General features: G+C 69.6%; 14 protein-coding genes. 5 read left to right on the forward strand and 9 right to left on the reverse strand.

From position 1 onward, the window contains the following. Nucleotide 1 precedes the first annotated feature (1 nt). The 6 genes from WDJ58_RS02575 to ahaH all read right to left on the reverse strand — a co-directional run bounded on the left by WDJ58_RS02575 (nt 2) and on the right by ahaH (nt 5,081). A complete protein-coding gene (locus WDJ58_RS02575) occupies nt 2–325 on the reverse strand; it encodes a V-type ATP synthase subunit F (RefSeq protein ID WP_338916064.1) in 324 nt (107 codons plus the stop codon). Beyond that, nucleotides 322–1,377 carry a V-type ATP synthase subunit C gene (locus tag WDJ58_RS02580; RefSeq protein WP_338916065.1) on the reverse strand — a complete coding sequence of 352 codons (1,056 nt, stop codon included), beginning with the start codon at nt 1,375–1,377 and terminating at the stop codon, nt 322–324. Before WDJ58_RS02580 ends, WDJ58_RS02575 begins: the two co-directional genes overlap by 4 nt. Next, on the reverse strand, nt 1,374–1,955 hold the full coding sequence (locus WDJ58_RS02585) for a V-type ATP synthase subunit E (RefSeq protein WP_338916066.1): 582 nt from the start codon (nt 1,953–1,955) through the stop codon (nt 1,374–1,376). Before WDJ58_RS02585 ends, WDJ58_RS02580 begins: the two co-directional genes overlap by 4 nt. Nucleotides 1,956–1,977: 22 nt before the next feature. Next, nucleotides 1,978–2,253, reverse strand: a complete 276-nt coding sequence (locus WDJ58_RS02590; protein WP_338916067.1) for a F0F1 ATP synthase subunit C — start codon at nt 2,251–2,253, stop codon at nt 1,978–1,980. 190 nt (nt 2,254–2,443) lie between these two features. Then, entirely contained in the window at nt 2,444–4,762 is a 2,319-nt protein-coding gene (locus tag WDJ58_RS02595; RefSeq protein WP_338916068.1) for a V-type ATP synthase subunit I, read from the reverse strand. Next, nucleotides 4,749–5,081: an ATP synthase archaeal subunit H gene (ahaH, locus tag WDJ58_RS02600; protein WP_338916069.1), complete on the reverse strand. Its 333-nt coding sequence runs from the start codon at nt 5,079–5,081 to the stop codon at nt 4,749–4,751. The genes WDJ58_RS02595 and ahaH overlap by 14 nt, the downstream gene beginning before the upstream one ends. Before the next feature lie 195 nt (nt 5,082–5,276). Between ahaH and WDJ58_RS02605 the strand changes: the two genes are divergently transcribed. Next, the gene (locus WDJ58_RS02605; protein WP_338916070.1) at nt 5,277–5,975 is read left to right on the forward strand and encodes a methyltransferase domain-containing protein; all 699 of its coding nucleotides are present in this window, start codon (nt 5,277–5,279) and stop codon (nt 5,973–5,975) included. A gap of 97 nt (nt 5,976–6,072) precedes the next feature. On the opposite strand, the gene WDJ58_RS02610 is transcribed toward WDJ58_RS02605, so the two are convergent. Then, the gene (locus WDJ58_RS02610; protein WP_338916071.1) at nt 6,073–6,576 is read right to left on the reverse strand and encodes a type IV pilin; all 504 of its coding nucleotides are present in this window, start codon (nt 6,574–6,576) and stop codon (nt 6,073–6,075) included. Between the two features lie 33 nt (nt 6,577–6,609). Next, complete coding sequence (locus WDJ58_RS02615) at nt 6,610–7,950, reverse strand: DUF7096 domain-containing protein (RefSeq protein ID WP_338916072.1); 1,341 nt, start codon at nt 7,948–7,950, stop codon at nt 6,610–6,612. 162 nt (nt 7,951–8,112) lie between these two features. Between WDJ58_RS02615 and WDJ58_RS02620 the strand changes: the two genes are divergently transcribed. The 4 genes from WDJ58_RS02620 (at nt 8,113) to WDJ58_RS02635 (ending at nt 12,412) form a co-directional block, all read left to right on the forward strand. Beyond that, entirely contained in the window at nt 8,113–9,312 is a 1,200-nt protein-coding gene (locus WDJ58_RS02620) for a helix-turn-helix transcriptional regulator (protein WP_338916073.1), read from the forward strand. A gap of 179 nt (nt 9,313–9,491) precedes the next feature. Further along, nucleotides 9,492–10,277 (forward strand): electron transfer flavoprotein subunit beta/FixA family protein, encoded by a 786-nt coding sequence (locus WDJ58_RS02625; protein ID WP_338916074.1) that lies wholly within the window; start codon nt 9,492–9,494, stop codon nt 10,275–10,277. After that, nucleotides 10,274–11,245, forward strand: a complete 972-nt coding sequence (locus WDJ58_RS02630; RefSeq protein ID WP_338916075.1) for an electron transfer flavoprotein subunit alpha/FixB family protein — start codon at nt 10,274–10,276, stop codon at nt 11,243–11,245. The genes WDJ58_RS02625 and WDJ58_RS02630 overlap by 4 nt, the downstream gene beginning before the upstream one ends. 303 nt (nt 11,246–11,548) lie before the next feature. After that, a complete protein-coding gene (locus WDJ58_RS02635) occupies nt 11,549–12,412 on the forward strand; it encodes a polyprenyl synthetase family protein (RefSeq protein WP_338916076.1) in 864 nt (287 codons plus the stop codon). A gap of 28 nt (nt 12,413–12,440) precedes the next feature. On the opposite strand, the gene WDJ58_RS02640 is transcribed toward WDJ58_RS02635, so the two are convergent. Next, nucleotides 12,441–13,493: a sensor histidine kinase gene (locus WDJ58_RS02640; RefSeq protein ID WP_338916077.1), complete on the reverse strand. Its 1,053-nt coding sequence runs from the start codon at nt 13,491–13,493 to the stop codon at nt 12,441–12,443. Nucleotides 13,494–13,703 lie beyond the last annotated feature (210 nt).

Consider the following 13,703-nt stretch of genomic DNA (forward strand, 5'->3'; position numbering starts at 1 on the left):
GTTAATCCTCCGCCATCAGGTCGATCCCGATGGCCCGCTTGATCTGCTCGCGCAGGCCGCCGCTGCCGGCGTCGCCGCCGAGCGTCACCAGCACCGGTTCGACGCTCGTCTCGACGCGCCGCCGCACGTTCCGCGAGAGGAAGTCGAGGTCGTCGCCGTTCATCACCACGATGCCGACGTCGTCGTCCTCGAGCATCCCCTCGACGGCCTCGTCCAGTCGCTCGTCCTTCTCCTCGGGCGGGACGTTCGCGAACTTGCGTACGCCCGCCAGCCGGAAGCCGGTTGTGAACTCCGGGCTCCCGATGACGCCGATCTCCTGGCTCATTGGATCACCAGCTCCTCCTCGATGCGCTCGTCGTCCAGCCCTGCCTCCTGGCCCCGGGCGATCGCCCGGATGTTCTCGACCTCGCGCTCCTTGGCGAGGATGTAGGCGAGCACGGGACAGATCGACAGGGGGTAGCGGTTCGAGAGCTTGTCGGAGTACTCGAGCAGCGCCACGTCGAGGGCGTGCTCGAACTCGACGAGGCTCTCGGCGGATTCGAGCCGGTCGAGCGCCGCCGAGAGGTCGTCGCCGTACGGCGAGTCCCGGACGCGCGCGACCAGTTCGTCCATGTTCCCGACCAGCGTCCGCAGTTCGGCCGGGTCGAACAGCCGACCGCCCTCGATGAAGTAGTCCGCCGGGTCGATGTCGACGCCCGACCGGGCGATGCGGAGCCCGTTCAGCACGTTCCGGAAGTCGATCTCGGCCCGGACGAACTCGATGTAGAGCTCCTCCGCGCGGTTCGGGTCCGCCGGGAGGTCCCCGGCGAGGTTCTCGTAGAACGCCCGGTCGACCGCGTTCTCGAGGGGGACGAGCACGTCCGTCTCCTCGTAGTCGTCGTACGCCGCCTCCAGCCCGTCGCCGAACATCGTCCGGTCGAGCAGTTCGACGACCTCCTCGATGGATTCGGCGGCCAGCAGCCGGTCGAGCCGCTCGTCGGAGATCTCGCCGGCCTCGATGAGGTCGTCCTCGACGGCCTGTCGGTCGGCTCCCGAGTAGATGCCGCGCAGGACGGTCTTGACGTTCCACGCGTCGAACTTCCGGAGGTAGCGGGCGATGTACCCGTACAGCGGGCCCTCGGCCCACCGCAACAGGTCGTCGAAGTGCTTGGCGAGGTTGCGGTTCAGCGCGTACTCGATGAGGTCGACCCCCGAGTAGCGCGACCCGAGCGCGTTCATCTCCTCCTCGTACTCCGACTCCTCCATGAAGCGGGCGATCTCGCCCGTCCCCATCCGGACCAGCTTGCGGTAGTCGTCCTCGTCGAACAGGGACGCCCGCCGCGAGCGCACCCTGGCCGTGACGTACTCGTAGTTCGAACTCCCCTCGGTGACGCTCATTGCTCGAACAACCTGTCGGAGATCTCCCGGAGGTTCTCCTCCCAGACCTCCTCGAGCACGGAGTCGAACGTGTTGTTCACCCTGACCCGGGAGGCGTCGCTCTCGACGACCACGCCGCCGAGACAGTCGTACTCGCCGGCGTACTCGAACCCCTCGTAGTCCGCGAGGATGCCGACGAGGATCGGCTGGTCGGCGGCCCGACCGTACACCCGGACGGAGTCGACGTCCTCGAACTCCGTGGCGGCCGCGTCGAGCAGCGACCGGGTGAGCTCCTCGCGGGTGTCGTCGTCGAGGCCCGCGATGGTCGACTCGACCTCCTCGCGGACCTCCGTGAGCACCGAACGACGGGCCTCGAGTCGGGCCTGCTTGGCCTCGAGCTTGGCCGAGGAGAGCGTCTGCTCGCGCTCCTGTTCGATCTGTCGTTCGACCTCGCGCTCGGCCTCCGCCCGGATCTCCTCGGCGTCGGCCTCGGCGTCGGCGACGATGCTCTCGGCCCGTTCGTCGGCCTCCTCGCGGATCTCGGCCGCGCGTGCGCGCGCTTCCTCCCGTATGTCCTCGGTTACGGTTTCAAGACTCATCGATGAAACTGGGCTAAACGGCTTAGTTCGGGACGATGAAGACGACGACCAGCGCCAGGATCACGAGGGTCTCGGGCAGGACCGTCAGGATGAGACCGCGACCGAACATGTCGTCGTCCTCCGCGACCGCACCGACCGCGGCGGCACCGATACCTCGCTCGGCATACCCCGCACCGAACGCCGCGAGGCCGACCGCGAGCGCGGCCGCGGCCTTGTTCGGAATGGCCGGTGCCGATGCTTCTGCCTGTAGTGCGATAACATCGAGGGCTGCAGCGACGAATGCGATTGGTTCGATCATGATTTGGTAGTTCCTTCTGGCTGCTCTCCAGACGGGAGGACATGACCGGACAGACCCAATAAAACTTCCCAAATCGCCCACGTCGACCCGCTAGCCGTACACGCATCTGTCTGACCCCCCTCGGCGTCGTTTGGCGAGCGGAACGAGGACCGTCGCAGCCGACCGAAAAGGCAGCGGGACCGGCGGTCAGTCAGTCCTCGGTCGTGTACTCCCGGTCGTGGCCGAACGGCGAGAACGGGCGGCCCCCGCCTTCGAAGAACTTCCCGAAGAACTCGACGTACTCGAGCCTGACCGCCTGCAGACCGGCACTCGTGATGCCGAGCACCAGCACGAGCACGTGCCCGAGCACCAGCACGACGATCCCGAGCAGGGCGGCGAGCGCGCCCGAGTGGACGAGCCCGGGGAACATGACGTTGACGACCTCGTAGCCGTGGAACATCACCGTCTCCCCTGCTGCGGGAGCCTCCGGCATCCCGCCGGTTCCGAAGTGCCAGGCCTCGACCGTCTCGCCGCCGTGGGTCTCCTCGGTGACGTACACCCCGAAGAACAGGAGGTTGACCACGAACGCCATCCCGGCCTTCGCCAGCAGCACCGCCGCCAGCCGGGTGTACGACAGGACGTTCACGAGCACGTTGAGGAACTCGACTCCCTCGATCGGCTCGCCGTACACCAGCATCACCAGCCCCACGAAGAACAGGGCGAGAGCCACGAACCCGACGACCTCGGGGAAGCCGGCGAAGCCGAACTCGAACGGATGACCGTTGAAGACGCTGTCGGAGCCGTAGAGCAGGCCGGGGGCCGCGCCAGTCGGTGGCGCACCGGCGAAGATCCAGGTCCACAGCCCGAACATCATCAGCAGCCACGAACCGCTCTCGAGCATCGCATCGCCGAAGCCGTGGCTCAGGTTCTCGTAGAAGTCGAAGATCCACCCGATCGTCAGGTGGACGACGCCGGCGAGCAGGCTGATGACCAGCCAGCCGAGCGCGTAGTCGCTGTACTCGGGCGAGAGCCCCTTGTGCAGCGGCGGTGAGCCGCCGAAGAGGATCTCGCCGAGCTCGTGCAGGCCGAAGAACTCGCCGTAGAGGATGCCGAACAGCATCGTGAACCCGCCCGCCCAGAGGCCGATGCCGCCGAGCGCGCGGATCACGTCGCTCTCGAACCGCGAGTACAGCACGTAGCCCAGCGCGACGTAGATGAGCCCGTAACCCAGGTCGCCGATCATGAACCCGAAGAACAGCGGGAAGGTGAGGAACAGGATCACCGTCGGGTCCAGTTCGGAGTACTTCGGCCGGTTGATGATCTCCACGAGCGCCTCGAACGGCTTGGCCGGCCCGGGGTTGTCCTGGATGACCGGCGGTTCGCCGCCGCTCATCGGGCGGTCGGACCCGTGACCGCCGTCGGATCGCAGATCCGACGTGGATCGCCTCGCTTCGCTCGTGCGGCCGCCGTCCGAACGGAGATCCGTCGATTTCCCGCCGTCCGCGGCCGTCGGCTCGCCGCCGGGGTGGTCGCCGCCGACCTCCTCGCGGCTGGTGTGGTGGCCCTCGCCGTCGTAGTCCGCGCGTTCGAGCTCCTCGACCTCGACGTGGTCGCCGACCGCGTCCTGGAGCCCCTCGACGAGGTCCACGAACCGTTCGGTGGGGATCCAGCCCTCGGCGACGAACGCGTTCTCGGTCGTGGCAAAGGAGAGGGGTGCCTCGCGCTTCTGGACCTCGATGGCGAGCTGTTCCTCGGCCGCGAGCAGGAAGCTCGACGCCTCGACGCGGACCTCCTCTAGCTGTCCCTCGACGTTCGAGCGCTTCGACTCGAGCTCGCGTCGGCGCTGTTCGAGCGCGTCGACGTACGCGGCCGGGTCGACGGCGTCGCCGTCGCCGACCTGGCGGACCGTCTCGACGTCCGGGATCTCGACGGCGGAGAACCGCGCGCTGACGAGCGCGTCCGAGAGGTCGACCGCGGGGTAGGCGAACACGGCGAGGGCGTCCGAGTCCCCGTCGCCGGTGAACACCTGGTACTGCCCGACCTCGGACAGATGGGCCAGCTCGCGCCGGACCGTCGACTCGTCGCCCTCGCCGACGGCGACCGAGAGGTTGTCGTAGCCCGACAGCAGGTCGAGGTCGATGCCGAGTTCGACGAACGGCTCGACGGCGTCGATCCGCTCCTCGACCGACCGGAGCTCGTCGGTGATCTCGTCGCGCCGGTCGTCGAGCTCGTTGACCCGCTGGCGCACGTCCTCGAGTTCGGTCTCGAGCTCCTCGTCGGAGACGATGCGGGCCGGTCCGGCGTCCTCCTCGTCGACGTCGAGGATGGACTTCAGCGACCGGACGGTCACGAGCTTCTCGGCGGCCTGGTCGGCTCCCCGGATCGGATCGCCGGGGGCGAACCCCTCCCAGCCGCCGTCGTAGTCGGTCACGTCGACGACGTTGAGGTCGTGGACCGCCTCGATCGCGTCGTCCATCACGCGCTTGGATCCCGTCACCGAGACCCGGGACATTCGCTCAGGTCTGAGCATGCACCGCCTCCTCGAAGAGGTCCACCACGTACTCGACCACCTCGTCGGTCCGCTCGCCGGCGCTCTCCTCGAGCGCCTCGCGCTCGGCCTCCCCCTCGGCGAGGACGGCCTCCTGTTCCCGTTCGATCTCCGCCCGCGCCTCGGCCAGGCGCTCCTCGCGCATCCCCTCGGCCTCCTCGCGGGCCTGCTGGCGGATGCGCTCGGCCTCCTCGCGGGCCTCTGCGATGCGTTCCTCCCGGTCGGACTCGGCCTGGGCCACGATCTCGTCGGCCTCGGCCTCCGCCTCCTGTATCCGGTTCAGAACCTCTGGCCTCGCCATGTTCTAATCGTCCGACGTTTGCGTCCACCGCGTATATGGTAGTTGCGAATCCGCGCGTGCCCGCCGGCCGGTCGGTGACACTGGAAGCGTGACCCCGGACGACGGCCCGATTCGCGTGCCCATCACCGGCCGACGCCGCCACGAACGGTGCCGAATCCGGGGGTGTTATGCCCGGGGGACGACTACCCGCCGGTGATGGGCATCCTCGAGAACAAGGCGCGGGCACGCCTCTTCTACAGGTACCTCTCGAAGGTGTACGACGAGGTGAACCCGTTCATCTGGAACGAGGAGATGCGCGATCGGGCCCTGGAGTGGTTCGACGTCGGCTCCGAGGACGTCGTCCTCGACGTCGGCTGCGGGACGGGGTTCGCCACCGAGGGGCTCCTCCAGCACACCGAGCACGTCCACGGCCTCGACCAGTCGGCTCACCAGCTCGAACGGGCGTTCTCGAAGTTCGGCAGGCACGGTCCCGTGAAGTTCTACCGCGGGGACGCCGAACGTCTGCCGTTCGGGGACGACACGTTCGACGCGCTCTGGTCCTCGGGATCGATCGAGTACTGGCCGAACCCCGTGGCCGCCCTCCGGGAGTTCCGTCGGGTCGTGAAACCCGGCGGGACCGTGCTCGTCGTCGGGCCGGACTACCCCAGATCCACGCTGTTCCAGCGCCTCGCCGACGCGATCATGCTGTTCTACGACGAGGAGGAGGCCGACCGGATGTTCACGGAGGCCGGCTTCGAGACGTTCGAACACCACATCCAGCAGCGACGCCCGGGGAGCCCTCGGGCCATCACGACGGTCGCGACCGTCCCCAGGGGATCCGAGGACGGGCGCGGGGGCAAGGAGGCGGCCGAGACGGAGGCGACGGGGACGGCCGACGACCCCGTCGAGGTCTGATACGGATTGTTGTGGTCTTTTACCGGCGATCACGGACCCCGTTCGAGTGATCGCCGGTAAATCGTTACAACAATCCGTATGAGTCGTCGATCCGCACTCACGCCCGGGCCGACAGCGTCGCCACTCGGCGGTCGCCGACCGAGACCTCGATCACCACCCGATCACCGGGAGCGATCCCGGGCGCGTTCGTCGACGCGAGCCGCAGGCTCGCCCGCTCGCCGGCGCTCCAGTCCGGATCGGCGGCGACGTTGAACGGGCCGGTCGGACCGGCCCGGAACCCCCGCGCCGCGAAGAACGGGATCGGCGGCTGGTGGTCGAGTGGCGTCCCCGCCACGCGGACCCGGAGCGTGAGCCGGCGGGCGTCGAGCGGCGCGCCCGCACGGTGGACGAGCGTCAGCCGGTCGCCCCCGGGGTCGACGGAGAGCGACAGGGCAACCGGACCCCGGTCCCCGGCGACCTCGTCGGTCGTGTCGAGCGCGGTGACGGTGACCCCCGCCACGGCCGCGAGCACGACGGTCAGCGCGACCAGGAGGACTACCCCGAGGACGGGCGCGAGCGCTCGTCCGTCGGACGGTGGTCGGACGGCACGGGCGCGGGTCACGTGCCGGGGTGCCCCCGGCATGGTACGTAAATCTCAGGTCGTGCGTTCGGGGAGCAGCGGACCGACGGTGACGTTACCCTGGCCCTCGGCCCCCACGGCCACGGTGTACGCCTCGCGCGGGGCGATGGTCCAGAGCTGGCCGTCCGACCCGGTCGTTCCGACCCGCGCACCGTCGACGAACACGGTCGCGTCGACCGGTTCGCCGGTCGCGTTCGAGCGGGCGTCGACCGATAGCGGACCGCCCCCGTGGGTCCGATTGACCGCGACGGAGAGCCCCGCCGAGCGGTTCACGACCGGCTCCCCGGTCGGGATCTCCGAGAGGTCCTTGAACTGCACTTCCCTGAACACCTCGCCCGTGGCCCCGTCGATGTAGACGACGAGGTCACCCTGGGTCGCGGTGCCGTGAGGGTGGTCGACGGTTACCGAGTAGACCCCCGCGCGGTACAGGTACGGCTCGCCGGTCCGCAGCCCGGTCGAGGTCGGACCCGCGTTCTCGAACGTCCAGGGGTAGAGCTCGCTCGCCCGCTCCCGGGCCGCCCCGAGGTCGTAGCCCCGGTCCGTGCGGAACCCGTCGGTCCCGTCGGAGTCCCTGGCGGAGGGAAGGTAGGCCTCACGGACGTACTGCCGGTTGAACTCCGAGCCGGTCACCGTCGCGAGGACGACCCCCGTGTCCGACGTCTCGACGAACACCCGGATCGGGTCGCTCTCCCCGCGCATGGCGGCGGCGACCCGGTCCCGGACCGGTCCACGGAGGCCGACCAGTCGTGTCTTCATTTCGGCGATCCGGGCCGGTGACACCGGCGGGTCGCGCATCGAGTCGACGTGCTCGTACAGCTGCGTGAGCGACCGGGAGAGCTCGTCGGCGCGCGCGTCGACCGCGGCGAGCTCCCGGAGGTACGTCCCGGCGCTCATCTCGCCACCGTTGAACGCGGCCAGCGCCCGACGATCGCGGCGTTCGACGGCCGTAACGCGGTTCTCGAGGCGCGCGAGGGCGACCTCGACGGCGGCCTCGCGTTCGACCGTCGTCCCCGCGGCCGTGAACGACTCGACGAGCGTGAGATACGAGTATCGACCCTCGATCTCGGCCCGGTCGACCGTGGCCGCCCCCGCCGCGTCGATGTGCGCCGACGCGAACTCGGTTCGTTCGATCTCGGAGACGGGGATGGCGAGGTACCCAGTGGTGTTCCGCTGGCCGGTGATCGGCAGGCCGGTGGCGTTCAGACGCGACGCGGAGTCGTTCCCGGTCTGGGTGACCGGAGCGGTCGCCGGGATCGACGACGAGGCTCCGGCGTCGAGCGGGAGGGCGGCCGCCGGCGAGAGGACGAGGAGGAGGGCGAACGTGACCGCGAGTGCGGCCGTGCGAGGACCGTCCATGATCGTGGATAGGTGTCCCGAACCAAAAGTCCGTCCGTCGGGACCGGTGACGAGAGTGAGGGAGAGAGAGCCCGCAGACGCCGCGTAGACCGCCGAATCCGGCGAGAGACGCGCCGTTCACTCATGGAAAGCGTTTTGCCCCGCGAACGTGAGCCTTCCGACATGCGGTTCGGGCCGCCCTCCACGCTCCTGCTGGTCCTCGCGCTCCTCCTCGCGCTCGCTGGTCCGGCCGGCGTCGCGGCGGGTGCGCCAGCCACCGCCCCCGAACCCGAGCATCCCCGCCTCCAGTCCGGTGCGGTCGAGCCGAACGAGACCGTCCTCGAGCTGACCGTCGACGCCGACGGCGACGCCCGCTGGACGGTGACCCACTCGTTCGACCTCGCGGACGCGAACGACACGCGGGCGTTCGACCGCCTCGCCGAGGAGTTCGAGCGCGGCGAGGTCGGCGGGCGCTACCTCGCGACGATGGAGCGGGCCCGCGAGGCCGCGAGCGAGACGACCGGTCGGGAGATGGCGATCCGGAATGTGAGTCGGGAGGCGACGGTCGTCAACGGCACCGGCCGGCTGACGACCACGTTAACCTGGACCTCGTTCGCGCGGGCGAGCGGCGACACCCTCCGGATCGGGGACGCGTTCGGGCTCCCGTACGGGAGCTGGCTCCCCGGGCTGGCGTCGGACGAACGGCTCGTCGTCACCCCGCCGGACGGCTACCGGATCGACAGCGCGCCCTCGGCGGACTCGTTCCGGAACGGCTCGCTCGTCTGGGAGGGCCCGACCGAGTTCGAGTCGGGCTACCTCTCCATCACCTATCGGGAGGTGACGGCTCCGCCGAGCCCCCAGGGCGGGACCAACGGGACGGAGACGCCGCTCCCCGGGCTCTTCGAGGAGTGGCTCCTCCCCGTCGTCGGTGGGGCGTTCGCGCTCGGCCTCCTGGCGCTCGTCGCCTACCTGTTCCTCCGCGAGGAGGGACCGCCGGACCCGGCCGTCGAGATGAACGGCGGGGTCGACGACGATGGAACCGAATCGAGCGACGCGGAGCCGGACGGGACGGTCGAGCCCGCCGAGCCGGTCGAGCCCGGGGGCGGAGCCGATCCGGATTCGGGTTCGGAGCCGGCCGACGAGGACGAAGGGGACGTCGACCCGGAACTCCTCTCCGACGAGGAACGGGTCGAACGGCTGCTCGAGCGGAACGGCGGACGGATGAAACAGGCGAACATCGTCCAGGAGACCAACTGGTCGAACGCGAAGGTCTCACAGCTGCTCTCCTCGATGGACGAGGAGGGCCGCATCGACAAGCTCCGGATCGGGCGCGAGAACCTCATCACCCTCCCGGGCGAGGAGCCCGGCGAGTTCACCGAGTAGGGGGCCGTCCGGACGAGCCCCACCGGCCCCATCTGACGCAGGGGACGGTCTGCCTCTGCCGTGTCGTCCGCGGCGTGTCCGGCGAACGGGCCTCTCCTTCGCCGTCCGGTTCCGGCGAGAGCTGTCCCGTTCGGAAACGCTTATCCGCCGACGAACGCGACGTGTGATCGACTACAGCCATGAAGATACTCGTCACCGTGAAGGAGGTGGCGGAGGTCGAAGACGAGTTCGAGATCGACGGGCTCGACATCGACAGCCGCTACCTGGACTACGACCTCAACGAGTGGGACGACTACGCCGTCGAGGAGGCGGTCCGGATCTCCGAGGAGAGCGACGACGTGGAGGTCGTCACGGTCACCATCGGTCCCGAGCGGAGCGAGGAAACCATCCGGATGGCGCTGGCGAAGGGCGCGGACCGCGCGCTCCGGATCTGGGACGACGACGTCGAGGCCGCCGAGTTCCTCGACGTCCGCACGAAGGCCGAGATCCTCTCCACGGTCGTCGAGGAGGAGGACCCGGACCTCGTGCTCACGGGGGTCCAGTCGGGCGACGACGCCTACGGCGGGACCGGCGTCGCGCTCGCCGAACGGGTCGGCTACGAGTGGGCCGCCGTCGTCAACTCCCTCGACCTCGACGAGACCGCCCACGTCCACCGCGAACTCGAGGGGGGCATCGAGGAGCTGACCGACGTCGAGCTACCCGCCGTCCTGACCATCCAGACGGGTATCAACGAGCCCCGCTACGCCAGCCTCCGGGGTATCCGCCAGGCACAGCGCAAGGAGCTCGACGTGAAGGGGCTCTCCGACCTCGGGTTCGACGCCGGCGTGCTCGAGACGCCCGTCGATCGCACCTCGATGTACGAGCCCGAGTCCGAGAGCGATGCCACCATCTGGGAGGGCTCGGCCGACGAGACGGCGAACGAGCTCGCCACGTTCCTCCGCGAGAAGGGGGTGGTCGAGGGATGACCGACGTACTCGCCGTCACCGAGTCCCGACGGGGGACCCTCCGTGACGTCTCATACGAGATGATCACGGCCGGCCGGGGGCTCGCGGACGACCTCGGCGGCGAGCTCCACCTGCTCGTTATCAACGGCGACGTCGGGACGTTCGCCGACGAGCTGAACCGCGAGGGCGTCGACGCCGTCCACACGGTCGACGCGGGCGAGGAGTTCAACCACGGCGTCTACACGCAGGCCATCGAGGCGGCCTACGGCGAACTCTCGCCGACGGCGCTGCTGATGCCGAACACGGTCAACGGGCTCGACTACGCCCCGGCCGTCGCCGGCTCGCTCGACCTCCCGCTCGTGACCGACGTCGTCGGGTTCGACACCGAGGACGGGATCGAGGTCACCCGCGAACAGTACGGCGGGAAGGTCGAGACCACCTACGGGATCGACGCCGACTCCTACGCCCTGACGATCCGTCCCGCCGAGTGGCCCCAGGCGGAGGGGACGGGCGACGCGACGGTCGAGGCGATGGACGTCGAGATCGACGAGTCGCGGATCGGGACGACCGTCAACGGCTTCGAGGAGGTCGCCGGCGGCGACGTCGACATCACCGAGGCGGACGTGCTCGTCTCCATCGGGCGCGGCATCGAGGACGAGGAGAACCTCCCGCTGGTCGAGGCACTCGCCGACACCCTCGACGCGACGCTGTCGTCCTCACGACCCATCGTCGACAACGGCTGGCTGCCGAAGAACCGTCAGGTCGGTCAGTCGGGCAAGGTCGTCACCCCAGACGTCTACATCGCCATCGGCATCTCCGGGGCGGTCCAGCACGTCGCCGGCATGAAGGGGAGCGACACGATCATCGCCATCAACAGCGATCCGAACGCCCCCATCTTCGACCTCGCGGACTACGGCATCGTCGACGACCTGTTCGAGGTCGTCCCCGAACTCATCGAGGAGTTCGGCGGCGAGGCCCCCGAGGTCTGAGTCCGATCCCCAGGACCTCCCATTCTCCACCCGTCGAGCCGTGGCTCACCCCGGCGGCGAAGGGCGGTACGGTCAGGGGAGGATGACACGCAGAGGGGACTCCCCCGGCCGCGAGTCGGCGAGCTGGGATCCCCGAACGCGGCTGTGGATCGCGGTGGGGAGAGAACCCGACAGCAGATTCGAGATCCGACCCGGCTCCCCGGAGCCCGGAGTCGTCCGTGAGCGACCCTCGGAATGCCCACGCCTTTTCGAGGTCGACCGCTTCCGTCACCTACTTGCCCGGACCGGCCGTCTATTTAAGCGATGGAGTACCTCGAGCGCCGCCGGGCCCGCATCGAGGAGCGGCTGGAGTCGGTTCTCGACGACGTGGAGCCGGCGGCGCTGGCGGAACAGGTCCGGCACGTCTCGCTGTCGGGGGGCAAGCGCGTCCGGCCGACGGTGACGGTCCTCGCCTGCGAGGCGGCGGGCGGGGATCCGGGGCTCGAGGGCGACACCACCGGAACGGCGCTCGACTTCGCGGTCGGGATCGAACTCGTCCACAACGCATCGCTCGTCGTGGACGACATCATCGACCGCGCGGCGCTCCGGCGCGGCGTGCCCGCCGCCCACGCCGAGTACGGCCACGGGACGGCGATCATCGCGAGCGACGGCCTGCTCGGCGAGGCGTTCGCGCTGTTCTCCGCCGACGAGGAGGCGATGCAGGCCGTCGCGGAGGCGATGGTCGAACTGGGCGAGGGGGAGGCGACCGAACTGGTCGACCGGCCGACCGACGAGGCGGAGTACGTCGAGCTCGCGCGCCGGAAGACGGGGGCGCTGTTCCGCGCCGCCGCCGAGCTCGGAGCGATCGCCGCCGACGCCGACCCCTACACCGTCGAGTCGTTCGGGCGCTACGCCGAGCAGGTCGGCATCGCGTTCCAGATCCGCGACGACGTGCTCGACGCGACGGCCGACGCCGACGACCTCGGCAAGCCGACGGGACAGGACGCCGAGATGGAGCGGCCCTCGCTCGTCCGCATCACCGACATGAGCCCCGAGGAGGCCAACCGCCGGGCACAGAAACGGAGCGCCGACGCACTCCGGGCGCTCGACGCCGTCGACACGGGGGACTCCCGCGCGATGGACTACCTGCGTGACCTCGCGGAGTTCGTCGTCGTGCGCGAACGATAGGCCTCACTTACACGCCCGTTGCGCGGTTTCACGGGTCGTGATCGGGGCCGAGTTCGACGTCCGAGAACACGAACCGGGCACCCCCGTCGGCTCCCCCGGTGACGGCGACGTCACAGCCGTGGGCGTCGGCGACCCGTCGGACGATGGCGAGGCCGAAGCCGGTCCCGTCCTCCGCCGTCGAGTATCCGGGCTCGAACACCTCCTCGCGCTCCTCGCGGGGGATGCCGGGGCCGTCGTCCTCGACGCGGAACTCCGTCTCGCCGGTCGGTCCGATCCGGACCGTGGGGTCGTCGACTCCGTGCTCCAGCGCGTTACCCAGCAGGTTCTCGAGCGCGTGTCGGAGACGGTCGGGATCGGCTCGGAGCCGGAACGGCTCGTCGACCTCGAGGGTGGCGTCCGCGTCGGCGGCACCGACCATCCGCCAGCACTCCTCGGCGAGCGACGCGGCGTCGATCCACTCGAGGTCGTCGACGGTACGCCCCTGCTGGGCGAGGACGAGCGTATCGTCGACGATGGACCCCATCCGATCGATGGCGTCGGCAATCGGGTCGAGGTGCTGGTCGCAGTCACACTCGTCCCGTGCGAGGCTCACCCGGCCCTGCGCGACACTCAGCGGGCTCCGCAGGTCGTGGGAGACGATGCTCGCGAACTCGTCGAGCCGCTCGTTCTGCCGACGGAGCTCCTCCTCGTACCGCCTGCGCTCGGTTACGTCGCGGGTCACCCCCGCGACGCGGGTGATCTCGCCGTCGTCGTCGTAGATCGGTCGTCCGCGACTCCACACCCACCGCCGATACCCCTGCTCCGGGTTGACGCGGTACTCCACCTCGCTCGGCTCACCGCCGGAGATCCGCTCCATCGCGGCCCGGAGCGCCTCGCGGTCGTCCGGGTGGACACCCTCGAGGAAGTCCGTCCCGTCCCGTTCGAGGACCTCCGTCGACCGGCCCCACAGGTCCTCGTAGGCGTCGTTGACGAAGATCACCTCCTCCCAGTCGTCGGAGAACATCCACACCACGTCGGAGGTGCTCTCGAACAGCTGCGCCAGCATCCGCCGCTGTTCGTCCGGGGCGGGCTCCTCCTCCATGCCGGGTACCTCGTCGACGGAGCCACAAACCACTGACGACCCCGTCAGTAAACATCGACACTCGACCACGCGGTGTGTCAACGCCGCTCCCGTCGGTCCACCCTTACGGCCCCCGAGGCGAGGATGCACGCCCGGCGGCGTCCCCGAGCGTCCGGCACGACGTGGTGAACCGCTCGCAGTTACCGACCGAGGGGCCGGGCCGTGACAGCA

The organism is Salinirubellus litoreus (assembly GCF_037335815.1).
Lineage (GTDB): Archaea > Halobacteriota > Halobacteria > Halobacteriales > Haloarculaceae > Salinirubellus > Salinirubellus litoreus.

What these genes read in the sequence shown, in the direction of transcription:
- WDJ58_RS02575 (WP_338916064.1), bottom strand. Translation starts at nt 325, where the DNA reads ATGAGCCAGGAGATCGGCGTCATCGGGAGCCCGGAGTTCACAACCGGC.
- WDJ58_RS02580 (WP_338916065.1), bottom strand. Translation starts at nt 1,377, where the DNA reads ATGAGCGTCACCGAGGGGAGTTCGAACTACGAGTACGTCACGGCCAGG.
- WDJ58_RS02585 (WP_338916066.1), bottom strand. Translation starts at nt 1,955, where the DNA reads ATGAGTCTTGAAACCGTAACCGAGGACATACGGGAGGAAGCGCGCGCA.
- WDJ58_RS02590 (WP_338916067.1), bottom strand. Translation starts at nt 2,253, where the DNA reads ATGATCGAACCAATCGCATTCGTCGCTGCAGCCCTCGATGTTATCGCA.
- WDJ58_RS02595 (WP_338916068.1), bottom strand. Translation starts at nt 4,762, where the DNA reads ATGCTCAGACCTGAGCGAATGTCCCGGGTCTCGGTGACGGGATCCAAG.
- ahaH (WP_338916069.1), bottom strand. Translation starts at nt 5,081, where the DNA reads ATGGCGAGGCCAGAGGTTCTGAACCGGATACAGGAGGCGGAGGCCGAG.
- WDJ58_RS02605 (WP_338916070.1), top strand. Translation starts at nt 5,277, where the DNA reads ATGGGCATCCTCGAGAACAAGGCGCGGGCACGCCTCTTCTACAGGTAC.
- WDJ58_RS02615 (WP_338916072.1), bottom strand. Translation starts at nt 7,950, where the DNA reads ATGGACGGTCCTCGCACGGCCGCACTCGCGGTCACGTTCGCCCTCCTC.
- WDJ58_RS02620 (WP_338916073.1), top strand. Translation starts at nt 8,113, where the DNA reads ATGCGGTTCGGGCCGCCCTCCACGCTCCTGCTGGTCCTCGCGCTCCTC.
- WDJ58_RS02625 (WP_338916074.1), top strand. Translation starts at nt 9,492, where the DNA reads ATGAAGATACTCGTCACCGTGAAGGAGGTGGCGGAGGTCGAAGACGAG.
- WDJ58_RS02630 (WP_338916075.1), top strand. Translation starts at nt 10,274, where the DNA reads ATGACCGACGTACTCGCCGTCACCGAGTCCCGACGGGGGACCCTCCGT.
- WDJ58_RS02635 (WP_338916076.1), top strand. Translation starts at nt 11,549, where the DNA reads ATGGAGTACCTCGAGCGCCGCCGGGCCCGCATCGAGGAGCGGCTGGAG.
- WDJ58_RS02640 (WP_338916077.1), bottom strand. Translation starts at nt 13,493, where the DNA reads ATGGAGGAGGAGCCCGCCCCGGACGAACAGCGGCGGATGCTGGCGCAG.